A 23043-nucleotide genomic window follows, 5' to 3' on the forward strand; every position below is an offset into this window, starting at 1 on the left:
TTAACTCCTTACCCATCTCATCAGCAGGTAAATGGATGCGAATCCCACAGCTTCACTGATAATGGTGTAATAAAGTACGGGACGCCCTTCGTCATCGTGCATGATGAAGTCAAAACTCTCCGGGTTCAGGTACTGCATCGTGAACATAAAGATCACCGGGATGCACGCCACAATCCAGGCTGATGTTCGGGCTTCGGCGGTAATGGCTCGCTTCTTTTTTTCCAGTGAACGGTTATTGAACATCACCAGATTCAGGCGTTTGATGATTTCTTTCAATTTGCCACCGCGGCTGATATTGGCGCGCAGAGCGATGGCGAAAAAATAAAATGAAGGGTAAGGGAAACGAATACAGGACTGATTCAGCACATCTTCCGGCGACTGTCCCACACTCAATCGTTGTCCCATGAGTTTGAATTCCTTGCCAACCATTCCTTCCATTGAATCGCCGACAAAGATAATCGCTTGCATTAGGCCTTCACCAGAACTGACGGCACCGGATAGCAGATTCAGGGCATCAGGAAAGGACATTTCAAACTGCTTTTTTTCATAAAAGCGTAATCCTCTCAAAGCGACCAGGGCCAGTATCAAGATGATCAGGGCAAATAGTGCCAGTGGTGAAATATCCGGCGTCAGCGTGTATTCGACAGCGGCAAAAGTCAGACCACAGGCAAGGAGAAAGCCACAGAGCTTGAGCCAGAGATAATCGCCAATCCGGGCCTTGATATTTTGCAGTTCTACGGTCAATTGAGCTTTCAGGGGCGTATCAGTCAATGTCCTGATATTCAGTGCTTTGAGGTGACCTTTTTGATTGCGGCTGTCTTCCGATTCCAGTAAGAATTCCATAGGATCATTTCTGACAGGCCAGAACAGGGCTATCAGTGCCAGTGAGATGCCGATAAATAATGCGACGATCACTGAATGGTCCCTGCAAAGATATCGTCCAGCGCCTCACCCATACCAAAGAAGCGGGCTTTATGTTTCAGTATCGAGCGATCGATCAGCCCCGGGGTTGTGAACTGGCCGGTAATGCGTGCGCCACCCTGGGTTGTATCTGGCTGGAAACGGAAGATTTCCTCCAGTACAACACTGTCACCCTCAATCCCCATCACTTCACTGATGCTCATGATTCTGCGACTACCATCGTGCAGTCGTGCAATCTGTACCAGCAGATCGACGGCGCTGGTAATACTACGGCGGATGGCCTCCAGTGGCATGTTGTGAGATGCCATCATGACCATGCTTTCTACCCGCCCCAGAGCATCCCGGGGACTGTTGGCATGGAGTGTAGACATGGAGCCGTCGTGGCCGGTGTTCATGGCCTGTAGCATTTCAAAGGCCTCAGGACCACGGCACTCCCCGACGATAATCCGGTCCGGGCGCATCCGCAGAGAGTTAATCACCAGATCCCGTTGGGTAATAACACCGGTATTTTCGATGCCCGGCGGGCGGGTTTCCATTCGAATAACATGAGGCTGCTTCAGTTTAAGTTCGGCTGCATCCTCAATGGTAATCACCCGCTCGTTGTCCGAAATATGACGTGATAGCGCATTCAGTAGCGTTGTTTTACCTGAACCGGTACCGCCGGATATCAGAATATTCAGGCGGCTGTAGGCTGCGACGGCCAGCAATTGAGCCATTTCAAGTGACAGGGTGCCGGTATCAACCATATGACCGAGTTCAAATTCATTGCCACCAAATTTACGAATTGAAATAACGGGGCCATCCAGTGTGATCGGAGGTATGGCAATATTAACCCGGCTACCATCTGGCAAGCGGGTATCACACAGGGGACTCGACTCGTCTACACGACGCCCGGCCTGTGCGGCTATTCGGTGGGCGATATCCAGTAGTTGTTTATTATCAATAAAGGCGACATCGGTTTTGGTAAGCAATCCGTTTCTTTCGACATAAACACTCTCTGTGCCGTTGACCATAATGTCCGAGACTGAATCATCATCGATCAACGGCTGTAGTGGGCCGAGTCCCTTGATTTCATGAACCAGCCTTTCAACAAATTCGGTGCGAATCAGCACGGGTACCTGAATGTGATCCTTTTCAACCAGGGTATCCACAGCCTGTTTCAGCTCTTCCCGCAGTGCATCTGCAGCAAGTTCACTGACCACGGTGGCATCCAGCGCGGCAAATATTTTGCTTCGCAGCTTCAGATAGATGTCCTGGTTCTGGTACATGTATCGCGCTCCCTGCGATTAAGTCAGTAACCATGAAAGTAATGACGGCTTTCTAGGTGGTTTACCCAAAATCAGCCGGGTCAGATTTGTCAGCGGTAAAGAGAGCCGGCTACGGCTTTTACTCAGTTGCTGGCCAGATGCCAGTATCGATTCGCAGTGTTTGGTATAGGGCAGTTCTATCGCGACGGCTTGTCCGAGATACTGCTCAACGGCTTTACGCTCAATGTGAGCAGCCGGGCGGCAATGGTTTAGAACCAGTAACAGCCGGGTAGGCGTATCGGTGGCATCATTGATTTGTTGCAGTCGCTCCAGAAAGGCACGAGCTTCATTCTGGCCTGAAAGTGTCGGCTGAATAACCAGAATAATCAGATCGCTTTGGGTACAGAGCCAGTCCGGGTGGGGGTAAAAGTTAGCTGCAGCCGAATAGTCTTCAATAATAAAGTTTGCACTGGGCTGAAGGGCTTCGACGACCCGGTTGCTGTATTCCCGCAGGCTGTCGGCATGTGCGGCGGTTGTCTGTTTCTGCTCAAGCTCCAGCTCAAATCCGAGGTAACTGATCTGGTTGGCAACCGGTGAAAGCTGGCCCTGGGCGCTGACTGGGTCAAGTGTATTTCCCAGTGTAAGGTGGGACATGCCCTGGCTGTTTATCTGCTGTCGTATCAGATCCCGTTTGCCCAGCATCACCGACATATTGCTGCCGGTATAACCGTGATCGACAACGATAACTTGCTGCTGACTTTCTTCTGCCAGCTCAAACGCCAGCTGTGACGTCAACATGGTGCAGCCACTACCGCCTTTCAGTCCGACTACAGCAATGCGCATCGCCAGTCTGGCGGGCAACGCTGGTGACTGGTTGGCTTTGTGGCGCAGTGTCTGCAGAAAGCTGACCACATCTTGTTTCTCTGCCGGCCAGGGCAGGTAATAAAAGCCCAGTTCCTCTACTGCTCTGAGGGTTCGAATACTGTCTTCAGTGCCAATCAGAACGACTTTGGTTGCCTGGGGCAGCAGGCTGCGCAGTGTGCGTGCCCTTTTCAGCAGCCCGTCACTTACCTCGATAAAAATCAGTGAAAAGTCTGTTCCAGCGACATTGTCTTCCAGCGTGGCTGGCGTGCAGGAGCGAGCAACAGGGGCACCGATGCCACTGTAAAGTAATGCTTCTTCCAGCAGGCGAAAGCACTCGGGTGTTTGATAAAACAGTCCGCAGCTGGTTAGTTTCTGTTGTGACTCCGGACTTTTAGCTTGATCGGGAGCTTTGGCCTGAGACGGGTCTTCCGTTTGTTGCTGCTTGAGAATCGCTTCCTTGAGATTCAGCATAATGTCCTCCTGACAGTTATGCCCGGTAAACGTAAATAGATGCTCATCGCTTGAAGCCTGCAGCACCAAGAATGGATGTTGCTCTGCGGTTAACCGGTGGTGGCGGGGTGCCTGGCGGAGGCTTTTTCAGATTAAAAAAGCGCAGCAGGCTGTTTCGCAATTTCAGTCGAGGTAGCTGAATAGTCTGTGGCTGTACCGGCTGAATCAGATTAACGGTGGCAACAATGATCAGTTCGGTTTTCTGGCGTTCATCCCGGGTATTGCGAAACATGGCGCCAAGAACCGGAATATCACCGGCTAATGGAATTTTTGACAGGGCTTCCCGGTCTTCAGAGTTCAGCAGTCCTCCCAGTACGAAACTTTCGCCGTCACCCAGTTGGACGGTTGTTCGGGCTCGGCGGGTTTTGAACGCGGGAATATCCAGTTTGGTATTGCTGTTCTGGGGATCAATGGCACTGACTTCAGGCATCATGGTGAGATTGATCTTGTCGTCTCGCAGTACCTCTGCGGCCAGATCCAGCTTCACGCCAAATTCTTTATAGGTAATGTTCTGCGAGTCATTGACGAAAGTGATGATTGGCATCTCACCACCGGCGAGAAATGAAGCGGTTTCCCCGGATATCACTGATAAGCTGGGTTCGGCCAGAATCTGCCCCATGCTGTCGTCATTGACAGCATTGATATAGCGGGCAATATTGCGGGAGTTGAGACCGGTATTGAGCATGCTCAGAAACTCGCCGTTGCCACCTCCCAGCAGGTTCCCTTCGCTGTTAAGGGTTCCCCATTTGACCCCCAGATGCTGAATAAACGAGTGAGAAACTTCGGCAATGGTCAGTCGGACACTGACCTGCTTGGTTTCCTTTATTTCAATATTATTAATCAGCCCCCGGTAAGTTCTGCTGTTGAGAAACCGGATGTCATAACTGTCATCGTCATCTTCCCAGCTGATTGTTTCCTGCTCGAATTCCTTCTGTAGCAGTTCTCCGGTCAGGTAATAAATATCCTTGCGGGTTTGTTCCGAGGTAACGGTTCCACTGAGCACAACCTGATCGCCGAGGTTGGTGAGCTGAATTGCGTCATTGGGAAACCGGGCCGCAAGCTGCTGCCTGATAAATCGGAGATCTTTATTGATAACCAACATTTTGCTGTCGATGGTTCGGCCCCTTTCATCGAACAGCAGCAATGAAGACTGTCCCACGGCTCTGCCGAAAACAATAATCTGGTTGCCTTTTACCACGCGATAATCAGCTATATCCGGGTTGGCGATAAACACAGTATCAATGGGGGTCGCGTACTTGAGGGGGCGTGCCTCATCAATGGCCAGGTTGATCGTATCTTGCGCGCGAGCCAGAGTGCTGAAAAACAGAATATAGAAACATGATATAAGTGGTATCAGTTTTATCAGGAGGACACGTCCTGTGTGCTTGCTCCTTGTCATTATGAGGTGCTCTTGATTGTTATTTTAGCTTCAGGGTCTCGGGTGCTTCGGATCCTTCCTTGCCTCTCAATTCGATAATACTGGTCAGGTCTGCCAGTACATCACCAACTCTGGTGTTAATCAGGTTAGAGGAGCCTGATTTGAACACATCAATTTCACCGATTCGGCTGGCAATCAGCATTTTGTGAGCATCTCGCCGATCCAGTGCTGCGGTAATATAAATGCTGTCTGCCATTTCAGTGCTATTACTGTTTTCAATACTGATGATGCGTTGTGACTGCACAACCGGAATCACTTTCAGACTCTGGAAGTGATTGTTTACAGCCTCTCTGGACAGATTCTGTTCGTTTGAGGTGATCAGGATGACATCAATAAAATCGCCGGGTGACAGGCGCTCGGTGTAGCTTTTTCCGGCACTGACTTCTATCGGAAACGGTATCTTGTCTGGCTGTAGCAAATATTCTCTGTAGGCTTCCTGACCCGGTCGAAGCAGCATGTCTTCGGTAATTACAGATCCTTTTGGGATCACCGTCGCGGCCAGCATGCCTTTCTCGACAGTCTGGCTGGTACCAGCATTTATCTGCTCAACATAGGTTGTTGAACTCTCAAGTGCAGATAGTGGAATCTTTTCTCCCTGCTCGAAATCATCCTGTGCCGTCCATATCCGTATGGTTTGTTGCGTGGCTTCATCTGCAACATGAATAACGGGTATATCTGCGGGCTGTTCTTTTCGGGTAAGTAAACCAAAGACGCTGCCTGCGCAAATTATAAAGGACAGGGTGAGGAGCAACCGTCGGTTCACTGGAGAGCCTTTAGTAATTGTTATGTATCAGCTCTATACAAGCTTATGCGAGCTTGTGTTGAATTGAGTAAAAGCCTGCATTCAAGGGGCAGGCTTCCACTCGTCGTCGGCATTACTTCAGGATATCGTTCAGTTTTGATTGCAGCTTTGCAGTCAGGCTGTCAGCACCCGTGCCGGAATAAACAGCGGTCACGACGGCAGCAATAGCAGCTGCAATAACGGCATACTCAATAGAGGTGACTCCGCGCTGATCCTTTTTTAAGGAATCCAGCCACAGAGCGGTCTTGACATACATTTTCGTCAGCATGATTCAACATTCCCTGTTTGTTGTCAGATTGTAGCCAGGCAATTCCGTTGCCTGATCCACCCGAAGGTGAATAGTTCTATTGTTATTCCCCAATTAAATGGGCTTGTCAACAGCGAGGGAGTAATTGTCATAAAGCGGCCATGAGTGATAGGAATATTTCTTGATAGTGTCGGCGATGATAAATTTTCACGCCAAAAAAACAAACCCCCGTACTCAATGAAGAGGACGGGGGTTTGTAGAGAGAGAAACCACAGCACTACTAAGGGGCGTGCCCAGGTTTTCTGTGGAGGCGTTACACGATGCGCTTATAAACGCAAGGATTCGCTTCCGGAGCTGTCTCACTGACAGTCAGTGCATTACGCAGCTTCTGTGCAGCCTGTTCCCAGGCGGCTTCATCGTCAGCGTGCAGCATGGCGATCGGCTTGTCAGCGGCCAGCTTGTCACCCAGCTTGCAGATATCGGTGATACCTACAGCGTAGTTGAGCTGGTCAGTCGGAACGGCGCGGCCACCGCCCAGCTGAACAACTGTCATACCCACTTCGCGGGCATTCATGGCGGTAATGTAACCATTGCCTTCCATGTAGACGGGCTTGATGATGTTAGCCTTTGGGAGGTACTCATCGTACTTCTCAACGAAGTCAGCCGGGCCACCCAGACCATGAACCATCTTGCCGAAGATTTCAGCAGCCTTGCCGTTATCCAGCACGGTATTCAGCTTGTCTGTGGCTTCTTCGATATCCTTGGCAAGGCCACCAGATACCAGCAGCTCAGCAGACTGGGCCATAGTGATTTCGTGCAGACGTTCGTTGCGGTACTTGCCGGTCAGGTATTCAACCGCTTCGCGTACTTCTACCGCGTTACCGGCGCTGGAAGCCAGGGCCTGGTTCATGTCGGTCAGCAGTGCAGTAGTCTTGACGCCGGCACCGTTGGCAACGCGAACGATGCTTTCAGCCAGCTCAACAGACTTCTGGAAAGTCGGCATAAAGGCACCGGAACCTACCTTAACGTCCATCACCAGTGCATCCAGACCCTCAGCCAGTTTCTTGGCCAGGATGGAAGCAGTGATCATGTCGATGGAGTCAACAGTCGCGGTAACGTCACGGATGCCGTAGATGCGCTTGTCAGCCGGAGCCAGTTCACCGGTCTGGCCAACGATGGCAATACCAGCTTCCTTTACAACCTTGCGCAGCAGCTCTTCAGAAGCGCTGGTGTTGTAACCCGGAATTGCGTCCAGCTTGTCCAGAGTGCCACCGGTGTGACCCAGGCCACGACCGGAGATCATTGGTACAAATGCACCACAGGCTGCAACCATCGGGCCGAGCATCAGGCTGACAACGTCGCCGATACCGCCGGTGGAGTGCTTGTCCAGTACCGGGCCGGTCAGACCTTCGTGTTCCCACTTCAGAGTGTCACCGGAATCGCGCATGGCACAGGTCAGGGCTACGCGCTCTTCGATGTTCATACCTTTGAAGAAGGTTGCCATGGCAAATGCCGCAACCTGACCTTCGGATACGCTGTCGTCGGTTACGCCGAGGATAAACTGGCGGATTTCCTGTTCAGAAAGCTCCAGACCTTCACGCTTACGACGAATAACTTCTACAGGCAGGAACATATTAGTAAGCTCCTTCTTCTGCGCCCTTGTCTTGCATGCCCAGGGTCTTCAGCAGGTTGTCCAGCAGGCTGCTGGCGCCGAAACGGTAGTGGTTACGGTTAACCCAGTCGTTGCCCAGGATCTCTTCAGCGATACCCAGGTGCAGAGCGACGTCTTCAGCAGTACGTACGCCGCCAGCCGGCTTGAAGCCAACGTCCTTGCCGCTGTCTGCGATGCACTGCAGCATGATGCGAGCTGCTTCAGGCGTCGCGTTTACAGGAACCTTACCGGTGGAGGTCTTGATGAAGTCAGCACCGGCTTCGATGCTCAGCTCGCTGGCACGACGAATCAGGGCTTCTTCTTTCAGCTCGCCGGATTCGATGATGACCTTCAGCATCTTGTCGCCACAGGCTTCCTTGCACTGTTTAACCAGTTCAAAGCCAACAGTTTCGTTGCCAGCCATCAGGGCGCGGTAAGGGAATACAACGTCTACTTCGTCAGCACCGTAAGCGATAGCCGCTTTGGTTTCAGCAACAGCGATAGCGATGTCGTCGCCGCCAGCCGGGAAGTTGGTAACGGTTGCAATAGTTACGTCATTCAGACCCAGCTCGGCCAGAGTTTTCTTGGCCAGAGGAACGAAACGCGGGTAGATGCAGATAGCCGCAGTGTTGCCAGCCGGAGACTTGGCTTTGTTGCAGATGTCGATAATTTCCTGATCGGTTTCAGTGTTGGTCAGGGTGGTCAGGTCCATCAGTGCAATGCCGCTACGGCTGTAAGCGTTCAGGTCAGTCACAGTGTATTCCTTCAAAAAGTGGACAGGGGGGATTGTCCGGCAACTGCCTTGTGAGGGGGTAAGACAGTTGCAGACAGCTTCAAACTTAAAAAGCAAAAAGGGCGAACCTGTAGATTCACCCTTTTTTCTTTTGTTATGGGCATATGTAATTTGGCAAAGTCTGAAATCGTCGCCCGCTTCCGGCGAGGTGTCAGATTTGCCCACTGACAAAGCGACACGTCGTATCGCTTTGTGCAGCAAGCAGGGTTACCGGAGTTCTATCCGATAGTCTGCAGCGGGTTGGCAGAAATGACCAACCGCCTCAAGTTCGAGATTCTGCTCCCGGGCGATCGCCAGAAATTCGGCTTCGGCCTCGGGCTGGACAGCGACAAGTAATCCGCCGCTGGTTTGCGGATCGAGCAGTATTTTTATATCCCGCTCACTCATCGGCGCAATACGGTCACCATAACTTTGATGGTTACGCATACTGCCTCCCGGGGAGCAGCCCAGCGAGATATAGCGATCAACATCCGGAAGAAGAGGAACCTTATCCCGGTAGACAACAGCACCCAGGTTGTTGCCATCGCACATTTCCAGCAAGTGTCCCAGAAAACCGAAGCCGGTAACGTCCGTAATAGCCGTAACACCTTGCAAGGCAGCGAAAGCCTGACCCGGTTTGTTGAGCCGACACATGGTTTCTGTGACCAGTTTTTCATGTTCCGGCGTGCAATGACCTTTCTTGATTGCTGTCGTCAGTACCCCGATTCCCAGTGGTTTGGTCAGGTACAACCTGTCGTTCCGGTTGGCACCCACATTCCGTTTCAGGTGACTGACCGGAATACGACCATTAACCGCCAGCCCGAAAATAGGCTCCGGGGAATCAATACTGTGACCGCCTGCCAGTGGCATTCCGGCTTCCAGGCAGGCATCACGCCCACCTCTCATTACCTCCTTGGCAACTTCCGGCGGGATGGTGTTTACCGGCCATCCCAGAATTGCCAGTGCCATCATCGGGGTGCCTCCCATCGCATAGACGTCGCTGATGGCATTGGCCGCAGCAATACGTCCGAAGTCGTAGGGGTTATCCACGATCGGCATAAAAAAATCAGTCGTACTGATGATGGCTTCACCGTTACCCAGATCGTAAACGGCAGCATCATCAGCGGTATCGTTGCCAACCAGCAACGCCGGGTGCCCGCTGTTATCGGACAACCCTTCAAGCATCTTGCCCAGGACCCCTGGGGAAATCTTGCAGCCTCAGCCCCCGCCGTGGGAGTAACGGGTCAGACGCACCTGTTCAGTGGTTTCATCTTCCCGCACCGGGCGCAGATCGGTTGTCTTTTCACTCATTATGCATACCGTTTATTGCCATGACCTGATCTCACGCGTTCTCAATCGATGTGTTGATCTCGAGTGAGAGCCGGGTCAATCGCATCCAGACCTGATTTTAGCAACTGGTAATCAATCAGCTGAAAATCTTCCAGCGTCTTTTTATCATAAATGCGCTGGCGACTGCAGGAGATCAACGTATTAAAACGATCTATGGCGCTTTCTATGACTTCAAGCGAGCGCATATCGAGAACCCCCTCCTGATCGTCAATGCAGACTGAACGATAGGGTGACTCACCTGGTTTGACACTGCCAGCGAGAGGGTGAGTAAGCACTTTTGCGCCTGCATGAACCCGGTTTCTGACCTGATGCAGTACCTGTTCGTAACTTTCGGATTGGTGCTGCGAAATAGCCGCAAATTTATCCTGCACCCGCGGATTATTGGTGATAACTAATAGTTTTCTGGCCATAACTCAGGCTGCTCTGCCGTGTATATCCTGTTGATCTTCACTTTGCACCGGTACTTTCAGCACAATCCGGTCGTTATCATCCCGGCGCACCCAGCGATCAAGCTCCATTTTGTTCAGCAGCGGGATAATATATTTACGGCTCAGGCCGGTACGTTCACGGGCCAGAGTGATGCCAAAACGTTCTCCGACTTTCAGATCGGCCAGAATGGTCTGGATCAATTCTTGATACAGTTCGGTGGCATAGAAAATCTTGCCCTCGAGCGCAACGGTGAAACCCAGACGAGTCAGGTTTCGTAGTAACTTCTGGCCACCAACGACCTTCTCTTTATCAGCCTCGAATCCGTCTTTACCGGAAGCACGGATACGCGCCAACAGTTGTCGTCCGTCATTACCCAGTTCATCTTCAGATGCACCGCCACCGGCCATCCAGGCATCACGGCTCATGCGAATTTTGTCTTCTGATTTCAGGGTCAGCAGAATCTGCTCGAGTACTGGCGTATCGACATGCAGTCGAGTACTGAGTTCGACCGCAGTCATTGCAATACCTTCACCTTCAAGCGACTGAAGAACCTGCTCCCGTACACTGTTGCAGAAGGTTCTAGTCAGCAGCCATTGGTCCAGTGTCAGATATTCATTATTGGCAGTAATAGCTTCCTGATCCTTGACGGCACTGAGTGGTGCGTAGCCATAGAGGTTCAAACTCAGCTGCATTAAATCAGACGGGTTGAGCTCTTCCGGCAAATCACTCAGAAGGGCTCGTAGCTGTTTACGCTTTTTAGTCACAACATCATGGGTCCAGATTATCTGGCCACTGTGCACCAGCTCACTGCCACCATGGCGAATCATTGCCAGTGGTTGTCCCCAGAAACAGGCAACCGGTGTTTCCAGTTTCAGCATAGCCAGACGGGTGCCCTTGAAGTACACCAGTTGCGCCAGCCCGTTCCAGGTGCCGAGAGCCACTTCTACTTCACGATTGCGCTGGTTGGTATTTGCACTTTGTTCCAGTCGAACAAACAGCCGGTCGGTTACTTCACAGTGAGCATTCCGCGCGGTAAGGCAGCAGCCACGTTCCAGCTCTTTTTTGGTAATCCCTTTCAGGCCCACAGCTACCCGGGAAACAGGTTCAGCTTCATCGAGGTTTTTGTGGTAGGACTGAAGTGTACGCACCTGAACGTCTTTACCGGCCGGGTAGACTTTCATTTTTTCGCCGACTTTCAACATGCCATCGGCAAGACTGCCGGTTACCACTGTGCCAATGCCGTTTACAGTGAAGACCCGGTCAATATAAAGGTGAGAGGAAGGACTTAGCGGTTTACGCTCAACCTGACGTAACTGACGGAGTATCAATTGACGCAGTTTGTCGATATTGCTGCCTGTCAGTGCCGAGACGGTAATTGACTCAGGGATTTCATCAGTAATGGCGAGGCATTTTTCCAGTGCATCTTCTTCTACCATCGCCAGTGTTTCAGCGTCGACGGTATCGGACTTGTTAATACAGAGAACGATATTTCGAATACCCATCGCGTGAGCCACGCTGAGATGATCAGTGGTCATTGGCATCCAGCCTTCGTCAGCTGCTACTACCAGAACAACCAGATCCAGACTCCAGACACCGGCAACCATATTGCGAATAAAGCGCTCATGGCCGGGTACATCGATGACACCCACGGTATTTCCGCTATCATCGTCAAAATGAGCAAAGCCCAGATCCAGTGTCATGCCGCGCTTCTGTTCCACCGGACGAGCAGTGGTAATCCCGGTCAGCGCCTTGATTAAAGCGGTTTTGCCGTGGTCTACATGGCCGGCAGTGCCAATCACTGCTTTCATACGCCGAGGTAACTCCTGAGTTGTTCTGTCAGTACCGGCAATTCTCTTGGCAAAATACCTGCCATATTCAGTTGAACCCGATCATTACGAATAATGCCAATAACCGGCAGAGGCATGTCTCGAAGGTCGGCCATAATTTTTTCAGCCGGCTTATCAATCTGCAATTCCAGCGACCATGACGGGAAAAATTCGTCTGGTAATGTGCCGCCGCCAACAAGCATTTGAGAAGGAAGCAGTTTGACCTTGTCGCCCAGTGCAGCGGCCAGTTGTTCTGCCCGTTGCTGAATCTGCTGCTGTCCTGTAGCTGCTTTTTCGGCAACACCCTGACCTTCCGGAGTGCGGTTCAGCTTGCGAACCAAAAGCTCTTCCAGAATGGAATAAACCATACGACCGGGGCGGAAAGCCCGCATCATCGGGTTCTTTTCCAGCTGTTTTACCAGCTCTTTTTTGCCGCAGATAATACCGGACTGTGGCCCGCCAAGAATCTTGTCACCGGAGAAACACACCAGATCTGCGCCAGCTCGAAGATAGTGTGAGGATGGGTTTTCATTGGCAGCGAATCGTTCAGTTGAAAGGCCGGAACCCTGATCAACTGCAAGAATGACATGTTCCGGCAAGCGACGTGCGACATCTTTAATGTCGGGTGATTCAGTGAAGCCGCGCACGACAAAGTTGGAACAGTGCACCATCAGAATCATTGCCGTATTTTCGGTGACGGCATTCAGGTAATCATCTGCTGTGGTGATATTGGTGGTACCGACCTCGATCAGTTTGGCGCCCGCCAGTGCGAGAATATCGGGAATCCGGAAGCCACCGCCGATCTGGATCTGCTCGCCTCGTGAGACAATCACTTCTTTGCCCCGGGCCAGTTCATTGAGCAGCAGGTAAACAGAGGCCGCATTATTATTAACGACCAGCGCATCTTCTGCACCGGTAAGGCTGCCAATTAACTGACTGACGATACCCTTGCGCTGTCCTCGCTTGCCATCAGACAGCTTGATCTCAAGGTTACAGTAGCCGGTATTTACATCAGCAACTGAATCCCATAACGCCGGATCAATCGGGGAACGGCCCAGATTGGTATGAACAACGGTGCCGGTACCATTAATGACCCGTGCATGACGCTGATTCAATAAAAACAGGCAGGCTGATTCAAGGCTGGAGAAGAGAGCATCCTGGCTAATACCTTCGGTGCGAAAGTTATCTCGCTGTCGTATTTTGCCAAGGGTTTTACGGATAACGTCGGTCACTAGAGGACGACTGAGGCGGCGGATGTAGGGAGCAAGAAAAGGTTCCTGCAATAACTGCTCGACCTGTGGCAGGCGAACGATTCCCTTCGGGTCTGCACTCATGGCATTAACAACCCCGCATAACGGCTTGCAGCAACAAAACCTGTAGCTACAAAAATAGAGTAATAAGGGACAGAAAGAAGTGGCGGAAGAGGCAGGAATCGAACCTACCAGAGCCGGCACGGCTCACATTGGTTTTGAAGACCAAGGGGACCACCAGATCCCATCTACTTCCTGAGTACGGGACGGATTATTTAATGATGGTTTCCTGTGCGCCATTGCGGTTTTCCGTAGTTTGAGGGCATGTTGGCGCTTCTGTTGCGGTGCGTCAACTTTTTACCGGAAAAATGTCTCTGCTTAGCTCTACAGTACTGTTTACAGCAACATGAGTAGCGGAATTCTCCGCTCAGAGATCATTTGCTGAAGTAATTTAATTGATCCTTTTTATCGGCTTTTTCAGTAATTTTGATATGGAGAGCTACAGCTCTTCTATCCTGCATAGCTATGAAAAATAGCTATGAAAATCTCTGTGCAACCCAAGACTGAAGAACACGTTTTATGGCTGTCGCTGATACTTGAACTGGTATTTGGCGTCGCAGGAATCCTGCTCTCAAGAATTTGCCATTCGCAGGTTGTCCTGCTGGATGGCAGTTATTCATTTCTTTATGGCGGTCACACTTTATGTCGTCAGGCGTGTCAAACAGTTGCCAAATGCTAGATACCCCTTTGGTCAGGCTGCTTTTGAGCCGCTGTTGCTCACTGTTGAATCCATTATTCTGCTGGCGCTGTGCATTACTTTAGCGGTGCAGGCTGTTCAGTTACTGCTGAATGGTGGCGTGAAGCTGAAGTATTCCGTTGCTATTGGCTATGAAGCTGCGGGTCTGGTAACAGGATTGTTGATGTACCTCGGCCTTAAGACTGTAGGCATGAAGCTTGGCTCCCAGCTGGTGTTGTTCGAAGCACAGGAGTGGTTGCTGGATATGACCCTGAGTGGCATTGCGCTGGTGGGGTTTGCAGCGCCTATGTTGTTTCCGAAGCACTCTGCAATGGCAAGCCTGACGGATCCCGTTCTGACTCTGGCGCTATGTCTGCCTCTTATGTATTTTCCCTTGCGTTGCTTTCGTCAGAATATTCGCCAGCTACTCTGGCATGCAGCGCCGTCTACGGTACATCAAGTGATCTGTACATTGCTGGCTCGCATGGCAACCGAGCAATCCATTGCTCTGGGAACAGATATCTCAGTCGTTGTGATTGGCAGGAGTTTGTGGGTTTCCGTACCACTTGGTGGTAGCAAAGTGATGCCACCCCAAGCGCAGCTGCTATCACTTCAGTCAAAGATGGAGCAGCAGTTGCAGGATGACTTCAGGGGTTACAGGCTACATCTTGTTGTTGCCTGAAAATGGCTCTTATTATTGTTGAGATTCTGTCGCTTTATGCGGAACCGAGACTTTACAAAACCCTTCGGCCGGAACATCCAGCGCAGCATTAAATTTGCTGGAAAGGTTCTGGAAAGCGATCAGTCCTGTCAGTTCAACCACAGCGTCTTCATCAAAATGCTGGCGCAGCTGACCCATCAGTTCCGGGGTGACCTGACGGTCGCTGTAGGTAATGCTTTCAGTGTACTCGAGGACAATCTTTTCCTTTTCGGTGAACAGTTCACTGTCCCGCCAGTTATCCAGTGCTTCTACCTTGTCAGTATTGCCAGCACGCTTTGCCAGTGTCATGGCATTGACATCAACACAGAACTCGCACCAGTTAATCTGGGATACACGCACAGTGATCAATGAGCGAAGCTGTGGAGGTAAAGGTGAGCTTTTGCGATCCAGTACACCATACAAGGCTGCAACAGCAGCGAACAGTTTGGGTATTCTTGCCCAAAGCAATCCGGGCTTAAGCACCTTGCCGTAACGGCGCTTCTGACTCCAGAAAAAAGGTTTGAGCCACAGGGGGTAGGACTTCAGTGGTTTCACCGGAATATGCATTTGTGATCTGCTTTGTTTATTAATGAAACTTTCTGGCTGGTCTGCAAAGTAACAGAAATAAAATTGCTACAGAAGCGAACACATAGTATTTCGTTATGAGTATAATGCCTGCGGCTGGTGGTTTTTGATGCTGTTACCGCCCGGGGGAATGAATGAAATCTAAATTAATATCTATTGTTGTGCTGGTTCTTGCACTTGTCGGATTGTTTGCTGTGGTACAACAGTTATCTGATAAGCCATTGGGAAATGAGCTGCTGGAAACGGTCAGTGTTCAGTGCAATGTTGCTGAATCATGCAAAGCCAGATTATCTGATAACTCGGAAGTGGTGTTTGCAGTGAAACCTGCGATGTTGCGCCCGTTGGAACCATTGAGTATATCTGTTGGAACTTCGCTGCAAGGTGTCCAGGTTGCATCAGTGCGTTTTACCGGAACAACAATGGATATGGGCTTGCAGCCGGTTGAGCTGACCTTGCAATCTGAAGGCAAGTTCACCGGGGAAGGTATGATTACATTTTGTACCACAGGTTCTGCCATGGTTTGGGTTGCTGAAGTTGCCCTGCAGGGAAGTGATGGTATTCGCCGGGTGCTGTTTGAATTAGGGCATCCCGATCTGGCCTGAGTTTATTGTGCCTGATACCAACAAAAAAGCCGTACAGCACTAGCGATAGAGCTATGATGAAGAGTGCTGTAAATACTGGAGGTTATATGCGAGTCCTGTCAAAAATTAGAAATATGCGACTGTTCGTTATCCTGCTGGCCTTATTCTGGGGAAGTACATCCACTATCGTGAGTGCAATGGATCATAAGCATCATGATTCCGGTGATGTGATGGTGGAAGGCGCATGGATCATGGCACCTCCGGGACCCAATGCTGCTGGCTACCTGAAACTCACCAACAAGAGTGATAAAACCCTGAAGCTGGTAGACGCGGACAGCGATGTTGCGAAAAAGGTCGAACTGCATACTCATCTTCATGAAAATGGTGTAATGAAGATGACCAAAATGGATCATGTTCTAATCGATCAGAATCAGACCCACGCGTTCAAGCAGGGTAGCGATCACGTAATGTTTATGGGACTGAAACAGCCCCTCAAGCCGGGTGAGGTTGTTGTGGTCGAACTGAAGTTCGAAAACCATGCACCTGTAACCGTTAAACTGCCTGTGCTGAGCATGGAAGAAGCGGCCAAGATGAGCTCTTCTCACAGTCACTAATCCTGCCTTATCTCCGGATCGAAACTAGATCCAGATGACGGCAGCCGTTGCTGCCGTCAGCAATCCCATCCCGATACAAAATCCTCTCTGCTGCTTTGGTGTTTTCAGCAGTTTTCGCATAGTGCTGCCAAATGTTACCCATAAAGCAATAGATGGCAGATTAATCACCGCCATTACAATGGCTACCTGAAGAGCAGAGATCAAATATGTGTCATCTGCGTCTGTCGGAAAAACACTCATTGCAGTAACAACCATCATCCAGACTTTGGGGTTAATCCACTGGATGGTAATGGCTTGAAAAAATGATACCGGCTGCTGGTTCTGATTATCGGTTTCTGCGGTATTGTCTCTCGCCAGCTTCCAGGCCAGATAAAGCAGGTAACCAGTACAAAGCAGTCGCATTATCAGCTGCAACAGAGGATAGCTCTGAAGCAGGCTGCCGATGCCGATAGCGCCTGCCAGCATCATAATCAGAATGCCGATATTGACTCCGAACATATGGGGCAGGGTTTGTTTCAGACCGAAACGGGCACCGGAACTGGCCAGTAAAAGGGTGTTGGGGCCTGGTGAGGCAGAGGTTGCAAAGGAAAATCCTGCAACGGCGATCAGAGTGGATAATTCCAGCAACATCGTGGGTAAGCCTGAAGATTTGTTTTAGGAAGTTGCATTCTAGAGAGGGAACGATGGAAAAGTTTTCCAAAGATGGGGCTGTATTTTGATTTTTTAGAAGCTATTTTTTATTTATAAGTAATGAATAGAAAATAATTCTATGGATTCGATAGATAAGAAAATATTAATGTGTCTTCAGGAAGATGCGACGTTGCCACTGGCTGAAGTGGCTGCCAGAGTAAACCTGAGCTCGACACCCTGCTGGAAGCGCATCAAGCGGCTGGAGAAAGAGGGTATTATCCAGCGCCGGGTGACATTGCTTGATCCGGCAAAAGTGGGGTTGGGGGTATCTGTTTTTGTCCAGCTGAAAACAGCCCGGCATGATACGGGTTGGTTGCGTAATTTTGCCCAGCAGGTGGCCAGCTTTCCCGAGGTGGCTGAGTCATATCGAATGAGTGGAGAATGGGACTATCTGCTGCGAGTGGTGGTGAAGGATATTGCAGCGTTTGATCAGTTTTACAAAAAACTGGTGAGCTCTGTCGACGGTCTGAGTGATGTGACATCAAGTTTTGCTATGGAACAGATGCACTCGACGACGGTACTGCCCCTGAATTAAGGCCGGTGTAAATATAAAAAAAGCAGGCTGTTTCTTCCGCCTGCTTTGTCACTATACCTGAATGCTTACAATCAGCTTTTGGTTTTGGCCGCAGTTGAAGTGGAGATGCCAGTCACTTCCTTGCCATCAAGTGATGCCTGCCTCACCTTGATCACGAATTCGTCTTCCTTTTCCAACTGGCGTAGCTGAACCAGCAGGTAGTCCCAGTCTCGAGCCAGCCAGATCCAGGTCTGACGCTTTTTGTTTTCCCTTACCAGCTTGATACGAACAGTGGCCAGTTTACCCAGCGGAGTATCCAGCAACTCTTCACCTTCGATTTCAAAGTTCTCGGTATCCAGCTTTTTGCGGTCAACCACTCGGTAGGATAAGTCTTTGCGACCCTTCTCCATATCGAGCCTTAATTGCAGCTGGTAGGAGATATCATCAAGAGCACCTTTTTCGATAGGGAAGCGCCACTCCTTGTCATCCCGGCGGCTCTGGATTTCATTCTGCTGCCAGTTGAAATTAACCTGCTCGACCTTGCTTTTACCAAAGAAACTGCGCTTGTCGGTGTAGCTTGAGGGTTTGATCTGGCCTTCCTTGTCGACGGTAAACTTGCTTTCCTGTTTCAGACTCAACAGTACAGTGCTGGCTTCAAAGCTTAGTGACCAGTCATCACCTTCCTTTTGAAGTTTGCGTACAGCACTGCCTGAGACAGGTAAACCGCTCATGTCGGCACTGTACTTGGCTTCAAAAGGTTTGGGGGTAACCTGCGATGTTGCCGATGCTTTGGCTGCTGGTGTGCTGGCTGTGCTCTGGGTTGTAACCGGTCCATCGGCCCATACGGATGCACTCATCAGTGCCACCATACCCACAAGCAAGTTGCGAAGTTTCATACAAAGGCGTCCTCGATTCCCATGTTGCCTGATGTTATTGCCCAGCTGCTGTTACCTAGCAATGCAGGCATTCTCTATTTGAACTCTATTCTAGAAAATACTTCCTTCAGAACTATGACGCCACTTCTCGTCGAGAAGTTCACTTTTCAGCAGCAAGCCTTCTTTACTGACAGGCTTTCCATCCAGTATCGGCGTATTGCCATCCAGTCGCAGCCTACCTGTTGCAAACCATTGCACACACAGTGGGTAAATAATGTATTCCTGTTGTTGTACCCGCCGACCCAGTTCACTTTCCTGTTCTTCGGGATTGAGCGCTACTTTGGCCTGTAGCACCAGTGGGCCGCCATCAAGCTCGGCCGTTACAAAGTGAACCGTTGTGCCGTGTTCGCTTTCGCCAGCTTCAATCACCCGGCGGTGAGTATGAAGCCCCTTATACTTTGGTAGTAGAGACGGGTGGATATTCAGCATCCGGCCGGCATAGTGTTCTGTGAAGGCGGGTGTCAGCAAACGCATAAATCCGGCAAGCACAACCAGCCCCGGCTCGTAGTCGTCGATTAGTCGGGCCAGTTCAGTGTCAAAGGCCTCACGGCTGGCACAATCCTTGTGATTAAGTACCTTTACCGGAATATTTGCATTTGCTGCGCGTGTCAGACCATAGGCATCCGGCTTATTGCTGATGACGGCCCGGATCTCGATATTCAGCTCCTGCTGGCGGTCGATCATAGCCTGAAGGTTGCTGCCACTACCTGAAATCAGTACAACAATGGGCAGGGCGGACGTGTTGTTATCGGTCATGATGGTCAATACCCGGCGACTCAATGTAAAAACACCGCAAGCGTCTGAAGACAATTGCGGTGCTTGATAAATAGCTCGATTAAAAGCTCACTAAGTATGGCGCTAGACTGGATTATAAACCGGCCAGTTCCACAGCAGCTTCAGAATCCTGTTTAGCCGCTGTTTTGCCGATAACCCAGGGCTCTTCCCCGGCAGCCTTGAACAAATCAATAGCAGCGTTCGCCTGATTCGCCGGCATGGCAATAATTAGCCCGGCACCACAGTTGAAGGTACGGTGCATTTCGTCTGCTGCGACATTGCCTTGCTGCTGGAGCCAGTTAAATACGGCCGGACGTTCCCAGGAACGGGTATCAACAACGGCTTTTAATCCGTTGGGCAGTACACGAGGCAGGTTTTCCTGCAAGCCGCCACCGGTAATATGGCTGATGGCATTGACCTGCAGGTTGCGAATCAATTCCAGTACCGGTTTCACATAAATGCGGGTAGGTTCCAGCAGGGTTTCACCCAGAGTGCGGCCAGCCAGCTCCATATTCAGATCGGCTTTGCTGACTTCGAGAATTTTGCGAATCAGGGAATAGCCGTTGGAGTGAGGGCCGCTGGATTTGAGGGCAATCAGTACATCGTTTTCACTGACCTTGCTGCCATCAATAATGGCCTCTTTTTCGACCACACCCGTGCAGAAGCCGGCCAGGTCGTAATCTTCACTGGCATACATGCCAGGCATTTCAGCCGTTTCGCCGCCAACCAGACCACAGCCGGCCAGTTCACAGCCTTTGCCAATACCGCTGATAACGCTGGTGGCCACATCCACATCCAGCTTGCCAGTGGCATAATAGTCAAGGAAGAACAGTGGTTCGGCACCACAAACAATAAGGTCGTTGACACACATCGCGACCAGATCGATACCAATGGTGTCGTGCTTGCAGAGATCGATAGCCAGACGGAGCTTGGTTCCTACACCATCAGTGCCTGATACCAGTACCGGCTGCCTGTAACCGGCAGGAATTTCACACAGGGCACCAAAGCCCCCCAGATTACCTAATACTTCAGGTCGGTGAGTCCGCTGAGCGACTCCCTTGATACGATCTACCAGGGCATTGCCGGCTTCGATATCGACGCCTGCATCTTTATAACTTAGTTGGCGACTCATGGAATTATACGTATCCCTGTCAGGGGTGAAACGGATGCGGCGCATAGTAGCACGGAAATACTGCTTAGACAGTCAGGGTGAAGTAAAAAATATTGGTTGTTTTCCGATGGTGGTGTTTTTTCTGAAGAGCATGATCAAGGATCACAATATTTGCTGCAACTATCTTGTTGCGACTATTTTTTTGTCGCAGCTATGGCAGAATAAACATCTTGCATGATTCCGGGAATTTTTCGCCTGAAAAAGTCGGCCGGTATTATCTTTAGGCTGGATGTGAACAAAAAGCGGGGTTCGGAGGCTGCGAATGGTTTTTAACGGGTGTTTTGCTCCTCTTTTTAATGACAGGTTGCAGCTGTTCGGCAAACTGATACTGGCCGTACTGGTTTGGTTGTTGCTGTTGCTGGCTGCAACAACAGTCCAGGCCGCGAATCAGGTTTCTTTGTATAACTCGGTCAAGCCGGTCAGCGGACAAACTGCGGCAGAACGAGAGCAGGCTGTACGCCAATCGCTGGCGACTGTGTTTGTAAGAATTACCGGTAACCGTGAGGTGTTGACCCAGCCCTCAGTGAAAGAAGCCCTGACGCGTGCCAATGATTACGTCAGTAGCTATCACTATAATCGGGACGCAGAAAACCAGACCCAACTTGAAGTGCGCTTCGATTCCGCATCCCTGAATGACTTTCTTCGTCGTCAGGGAATTCCTTTATGGGGAAGTACTCGACCGGAAACCATGGTCTGGTTCGCGCTGGAGGAAAACGGTAAGCGCCATATTCTCGACAGTCGGCAGAGTGATGTGCTGGAAGATGCTCTCAGGGCTCAGGAAAGTGAACGCGGATTAAGTTTCCTGTTTCCGGTAATGGATCTTGAAGATGCGGCCAATGTTCAGGTTGCTGATGTCTGGGGCTTGTTTGATGAGCCTCTGGTTAAAGGCTCTCAACGTTATGGTGCTGCAGTTATTCTGGCTGGTCGTATTTATCCGCAGGGTAAGGGGTATAGTGGTCGTCTGGCCCTGTTCTTGCAGGGACGTAGAGCCTACTTTGATTTTTCCGGGCTGACATTTGAACAGTTGGCGGAACTGGCCGCGGACAGACTGGCCGTCAGCCTGTCGGATATTTATGCCGTTGTGCAGCAGGAACAAAGTGACTGGGTTGCGCTGCAGGTTGGTGGCATTGAAACCGTAAAAGATTACGCCGGTGTGCTGGAGTATTTAAAGAAACTGGCTATTGTGCGGGAGGTAGGACCTTCCCGGGCGAAAGGCTCCAGCCTGGTATTACAGGCAAGAATAGATGGTGACAGGTCGCAACTGGCTGCAGCTATTGCGCTGGAGCATGTGTTGCAACCAGTCAAGGTGGAAGGTGCTCCTGCCGGAGTATCTCCTGAAGGAAATATGCTGGAATATATCTGGCGGCCCGGTCGCTGACAAACAGACGAAATCGTGCTAGTGTCCGGCTTTCCCGGGACGTTTGTCGCGTGGTTTATTTTGCCCAGAGAGGGTGTACATTTAAGCGTTTATGAATCTTCCACTGCAGCTGTCGCTAAGTGTCCAGCTTCGCGATGACGCCACATTTGAAAACTTTTACCCAGGCTCCAATCTGGCTGTACTGGGTGTGCTCGACCTTGAAAGTCATCCGGAAGAACTTGCCGGAGAGAATGCCGTTTTTCTTTACGGCGCTGAAGGTGTTGGTTGCAGTCACCTGTTACAGGCGGCCTGCCATAAAGCCGACAAGCTGCAGTTACGCTCGATTTACCTGCCGATGGATGATGTTGTCAGTTTTACTCCCCGCATGCTTGACGGGATGGAAGAGCTGAACCTTGTCTGTATTGATAACGTACAGGCTGCTGCAGGTCTGAAAGAGTGGGAAGAAGCTCTGTTTGACTTGTACAACCGGTTGCGTGAATCCGGTACCCGACTGTTAATGGCAGCAGATAATGCGCCCCGCAATCTTAATCTGACTCTACCCGACTTGCAGTCTCGTTTGAGCTGGGGCCTTGTGTTTCAGGTAGCGCCGCTGACGGATGATGAAAAACTGAAAGCCTTGCAGCTGCGTGCTCACTTCAGAGGGCTTGAACTGTCGGAAGAAGTCGGACGCTACATTATTGCCAGAAGCCAGCGGGAAATGAGCCAGTTGTTTGGTGTGTTGCAAAAACTGGACAGTGCTTCTTTACGCGCCAAGCGAAAAATTACCATCCCGTTTGTTAAAAGTGTGATGGACTGGTAGGTCGAAAAAAGTCACTCCTGAATCCCCAAAAACGGTGTTGAACTTTATTTCAGCACCGTTTTTTGATTACCCGCCCTGGTTTAGTTGTAGGCATCTGCGGAGTATGTCAGCTCATAGTTGTGGCTATAAATTTCCAGAATATTGTCAAACGGATCTTCTATATAAATCATGTGATAAGGTTTTTCGTCCGGGTAGTAATAACGAACCGGCATTTTCTGTTGGCTTCCGGCTATTTTATATTCTCTAACTCAAACAGCTT

At 50.5% G+C, this 23043-nt stretch carries 24 protein-coding genes and 1 tRNA gene; 6 read left to right on the plus strand and 19 right to left on the minus strand.

All coding sequences use genetic code 11. The annotated features are described in order from the left end of the window. The 13 genes from ACYZZ0_RS17045 to ACYZZ0_RS17105 all read right to left on the minus strand — a co-directional run bounded on the left by ACYZZ0_RS17045 (position 1) and on the right by ACYZZ0_RS17105 (position 13563). On the minus strand, positions 1–915 hold the full coding sequence (locus tag ACYZZ0_RS17045) for a type II secretion system F family protein (RefSeq protein ID WP_461537851.1): 915 nt from the start codon (positions 913–915) through the stop codon (positions 1–3). Next, a complete protein-coding gene (locus ACYZZ0_RS17050; RefSeq protein ID WP_461537852.1) occupies positions 912–2189 on the minus strand; it encodes a CpaF family protein in 1278 nt (425 codons plus the stop codon). The genes ACYZZ0_RS17045 and ACYZZ0_RS17050 overlap by 4 nt, the downstream gene beginning before the upstream one ends. 18 nt (positions 2190–2207) lie before the next feature. Beyond that, on the minus strand, positions 2208–3503 hold the full coding sequence (locus tag ACYZZ0_RS17055) for an AAA family ATPase (protein ID WP_461537853.1): 1296 nt from the start codon (positions 3501–3503) through the stop codon (positions 2208–2210). Positions 3504–3546: 43 nt separating this feature from the next. Next, positions 3547–4941, minus strand: a complete 1395-nt coding sequence (locus ACYZZ0_RS17060) for a type II and III secretion system protein family protein (RefSeq protein ID WP_461537854.1) — start codon at positions 4939–4941, stop codon at positions 3547–3549. Between the two features lie 19 nt (positions 4942–4960). Beyond that, entirely contained in the window at positions 4961–5743 is a 783-nt protein-coding gene (locus ACYZZ0_RS17065; protein WP_461537855.1) for an RcpC/CpaB family pilus assembly protein, read from the minus strand. Between the two features lie 112 nt (positions 5744–5855). Further along, on the minus strand, positions 5856–6050 hold the full coding sequence (locus ACYZZ0_RS17070; protein WP_461537856.1) for a Flp family type IVb pilin: 195 nt from the start codon (positions 6048–6050) through the stop codon (positions 5856–5858). Positions 6051–6342: 292 nt separating this feature from the next. Then, positions 6343–7662 carry a thymidine phosphorylase gene (deoA, locus tag ACYZZ0_RS17075; RefSeq protein WP_461537857.1) on the minus strand — a complete coding sequence of 440 codons (1320 nt, stop codon included), beginning with the start codon at positions 7660–7662 and terminating at the stop codon, positions 6343–6345. Between the two features lies 1 nt (position 7663). Further along, entirely contained in the window at positions 7664–8434 is a 771-nt protein-coding gene (gene deoC, locus ACYZZ0_RS17080) for a deoxyribose-phosphate aldolase (protein ID WP_461537858.1), read from the minus strand. Positions 8435–8680: 246 nt separating this feature from the next. Continuing rightward, positions 8681–9763: a selenide, water dikinase SelD gene (selD, locus tag ACYZZ0_RS17085; RefSeq protein WP_461537859.1), complete on the minus strand. Its 1083-nt coding sequence runs from the start codon at positions 9761–9763 to the stop codon at positions 8681–8683. 41 nt (positions 9764–9804) lie between these two features. Beyond that, positions 9805–10212 carry a GrdX family protein gene (locus ACYZZ0_RS17090; RefSeq protein ID WP_461537860.1) on the minus strand — a complete coding sequence of 136 codons (408 nt, stop codon included), beginning with the start codon at positions 10210–10212 and terminating at the stop codon, positions 9805–9807. 3 nt (positions 10213–10215) lie between these two features. Next, positions 10216–12039: a selenocysteine-specific translation elongation factor gene (gene selB / locus ACYZZ0_RS17095; protein ID WP_461537861.1), complete on the minus strand. Its 1824-nt coding sequence runs from the start codon at positions 12037–12039 to the stop codon at positions 10216–10218. Further along, on the minus strand, positions 12036–13391 hold the full coding sequence (gene selA, locus ACYZZ0_RS17100; RefSeq protein WP_461537862.1) for an L-seryl-tRNA(Sec) selenium transferase: 1356 nt from the start codon (positions 13389–13391) through the stop codon (positions 12036–12038). Before selA ends, selB begins: the two co-directional genes overlap by 4 nt. Before the next feature lie 80 nt (positions 13392–13471). After that, positions 13472–13563: transfer RNA gene (locus ACYZZ0_RS17105), tRNA-Sec, on the minus strand. A 409-nt stretch (positions 13564–13972) separates the two neighbouring features. Here ACYZZ0_RS17105 and ACYZZ0_RS17110 point away from each other — a divergent pair. After that, positions 13973–14725, plus strand: a complete 753-nt coding sequence (locus tag ACYZZ0_RS17110; protein ID WP_461537863.1) for a cation transporter — start codon at positions 13973–13975, stop codon at positions 14723–14725. Between the two features lie 12 nt (positions 14726–14737). Here the strand turns inward: ACYZZ0_RS17110 and ACYZZ0_RS17115 are convergent, their stop codons facing one another. After that, positions 14738–15310: a carboxymuconolactone decarboxylase family protein gene (locus ACYZZ0_RS17115; protein WP_461537864.1), complete on the minus strand. Its 573-nt coding sequence runs from the start codon at positions 15308–15310 to the stop codon at positions 14738–14740. A 152-nt stretch (positions 15311–15462) separates the two neighbouring features. Between ACYZZ0_RS17115 and ACYZZ0_RS17120 the strand changes: the two genes are divergently transcribed. Both ACYZZ0_RS17120 and ACYZZ0_RS17125 read left to right on the plus strand, forming a co-directional pair. Further along, positions 15463–15930 carry a hypothetical protein gene (locus tag ACYZZ0_RS17120; protein ID WP_461537865.1) on the plus strand — a complete coding sequence of 156 codons (468 nt, stop codon included), beginning with the start codon at positions 15463–15465 and terminating at the stop codon, positions 15928–15930. A gap of 86 nt (positions 15931–16016) precedes the next feature. Further along, a complete protein-coding gene (locus tag ACYZZ0_RS17125; protein WP_461537866.1) occupies positions 16017–16523 on the plus strand; it encodes a copper chaperone PCu(A)C in 507 nt (168 codons plus the stop codon). A gap of 24 nt (positions 16524–16547) precedes the next feature. Here the strand turns inward: ACYZZ0_RS17125 and ACYZZ0_RS17130 are convergent, their stop codons facing one another. Then, positions 16548–17153: a LysE family translocator gene (locus tag ACYZZ0_RS17130; protein ID WP_461537867.1), complete on the minus strand. Its 606-nt coding sequence runs from the start codon at positions 17151–17153 to the stop codon at positions 16548–16550. A 139-nt stretch (positions 17154–17292) separates the two neighbouring features. Between ACYZZ0_RS17130 and ACYZZ0_RS17135 the strand changes: the two genes are divergently transcribed. Further along, complete coding sequence (locus ACYZZ0_RS17135; protein WP_461537868.1) at positions 17293–17748, plus strand: Lrp/AsnC family transcriptional regulator; 456 nt, start codon at positions 17293–17295, stop codon at positions 17746–17748. Between the two features lie 71 nt (positions 17749–17819). Here ACYZZ0_RS17135 and ACYZZ0_RS17140 read toward each other — a convergent pair whose 3' ends face one another. The 3 genes from ACYZZ0_RS17140 to purM form a co-directional block, all read right to left on the minus strand. Further along, a complete protein-coding gene (locus ACYZZ0_RS17140) occupies positions 17820–18623 on the minus strand; it encodes a DUF3108 domain-containing protein (protein WP_461537869.1) in 804 nt (267 codons plus the stop codon). Between the two features lie 90 nt (positions 18624–18713). Continuing rightward, on the minus strand, positions 18714–19418 hold the full coding sequence (gene purN / locus ACYZZ0_RS17145; protein WP_461537870.1) for a phosphoribosylglycinamide formyltransferase: 705 nt from the start codon (positions 19416–19418) through the stop codon (positions 18714–18716). Between the two features lie 112 nt (positions 19419–19530). Then, on the minus strand, positions 19531–20568 hold the full coding sequence (gene purM, locus ACYZZ0_RS17150) for a phosphoribosylformylglycinamidine cyclo-ligase (RefSeq protein ID WP_461537871.1): 1038 nt from the start codon (positions 20566–20568) through the stop codon (positions 19531–19533). 301 nt (positions 20569–20869) lie between these two features. Between purM and ACYZZ0_RS17155 the strand changes: the two genes are divergently transcribed. Together ACYZZ0_RS17155 and hda are read left to right on the plus strand one after the other, a co-directional pair. After that, complete coding sequence (locus tag ACYZZ0_RS17155) at positions 20870–21985, plus strand: DUF2066 domain-containing protein (protein ID WP_461537872.1); 1116 nt, start codon at positions 20870–20872, stop codon at positions 21983–21985. A gap of 91 nt (positions 21986–22076) precedes the next feature. Further along, positions 22077–22784 (plus strand): DnaA inactivator Hda, encoded by a 708-nt coding sequence (gene hda / locus ACYZZ0_RS17160; RefSeq protein WP_461537873.1) that lies wholly within the window; start codon positions 22077–22079, stop codon positions 22782–22784. 80 nt (positions 22785–22864) lie between these two features. Here hda and ACYZZ0_RS17165 read toward each other — a convergent pair whose 3' ends face one another. Beyond that, positions 22865–22996, minus strand: a complete 132-nt coding sequence (locus ACYZZ0_RS17165) for a hypothetical protein (protein ID WP_461537874.1) — start codon at positions 22994–22996, stop codon at positions 22865–22867. Between the last annotated feature and the right edge of the window lie 47 nt (positions 22997–23043).

The sequence above is a fragment of the Spongorhabdus nitratireducens genome (genome assembly GCA_947387575.1).
Lineage (GTDB): Bacteria > Pseudomonadota > Gammaproteobacteria > Pseudomonadales > Endozoicomonadaceae > CANDOC01.

Bases quoted from the DNA above. Each gene is read 5' to 3' on its own strand.
- ACYZZ0_RS17050 (WP_461537852.1), bottom strand. From the start codon at position 2,189: ATGTACCAGAACCAGGACATCTATCTGAAGCTGCGAAGCAAAATATTT.
- ACYZZ0_RS17055 (WP_461537853.1), bottom strand. From the start codon at position 3,503: ATGCTGAATCTCAAGGAAGCGATTCTCAAGCAGCAACAAACGGAAGAC.
- ACYZZ0_RS17060 (WP_461537854.1), bottom strand. From the start codon at position 4,941: ATGACAAGGAGCAAGCACACAGGACGTGTCCTCCTGATAAAACTGATA.
- ACYZZ0_RS17070 (WP_461537856.1), bottom strand. From the start codon at position 6,050: ATGCTGACGAAAATGTATGTCAAGACCGCTCTGTGGCTGGATTCCTTA.
- deoA (WP_461537857.1), bottom strand. From the start codon at position 7,662: ATGTTCCTGCCTGTAGAAGTTATTCGTCGTAAGCGTGAAGGTCTGGAG.
- ACYZZ0_RS17090 (WP_461537860.1), bottom strand. From the start codon at position 10,212: ATGGCCAGAAAACTATTAGTTATCACCAATAATCCGCGGGTGCAGGAT.
- selB (WP_461537861.1), bottom strand. From the start codon at position 12,039: ATGAAAGCAGTGATTGGCACTGCCGGCCATGTAGACCACGGCAAAACC.
- selA (WP_461537862.1), bottom strand. From the start codon at position 13,391: ATGAGTGCAGACCCGAAGGGAATCGTTCGCCTGCCACAGGTCGAGCAG.
- ACYZZ0_RS17110 (WP_461537863.1), top strand. From the start codon at position 13,973: ATGGCAGTTATTCATTTCTTTATGGCGGTCACACTTTATGTCGTCAGG.
- ACYZZ0_RS17115 (WP_461537864.1), bottom strand. From the start codon at position 15,310: ATGCATATTCCGGTGAAACCACTGAAGTCCTACCCCCTGTGGCTCAAA.
- ACYZZ0_RS17120 (WP_461537865.1), top strand. From the start codon at position 15,463: ATGAAATCTAAATTAATATCTATTGTTGTGCTGGTTCTTGCACTTGTC.
- ACYZZ0_RS17125 (WP_461537866.1), top strand. From the start codon at position 16,017: ATGCGAGTCCTGTCAAAAATTAGAAATATGCGACTGTTCGTTATCCTG.
- ACYZZ0_RS17130 (WP_461537867.1), bottom strand. From the start codon at position 17,153: ATGTTGCTGGAATTATCCACTCTGATCGCCGTTGCAGGATTTTCCTTT.
- ACYZZ0_RS17135 (WP_461537868.1), top strand. From the start codon at position 17,293: ATGGATTCGATAGATAAGAAAATATTAATGTGTCTTCAGGAAGATGCG.
- ACYZZ0_RS17140 (WP_461537869.1), bottom strand. From the start codon at position 18,623: ATGAAACTTCGCAACTTGCTTGTGGGTATGGTGGCACTGATGAGTGCA.
- purN (WP_461537870.1), bottom strand. From the start codon at position 19,418: ATGACCGATAACAACACGTCCGCCCTGCCCATTGTTGTACTGATTTCA.
- purM (WP_461537871.1), bottom strand. From the start codon at position 20,568: ATGAGTCGCCAACTAAGTTATAAAGATGCAGGCGTCGATATCGAAGCC.
- ACYZZ0_RS17155 (WP_461537872.1), top strand. From the start codon at position 20,870: ATGGTTTTTAACGGGTGTTTTGCTCCTCTTTTTAATGACAGGTTGCAG.
- hda (WP_461537873.1), top strand. From the start codon at position 22,077: ATGAATCTTCCACTGCAGCTGTCGCTAAGTGTCCAGCTTCGCGATGAC.
- ACYZZ0_RS17165 (WP_461537874.1), bottom strand. From the start codon at position 22,996: ATGCCGGTTCGTTATTACTACCCGGACGAAAAACCTTATCACATGATT.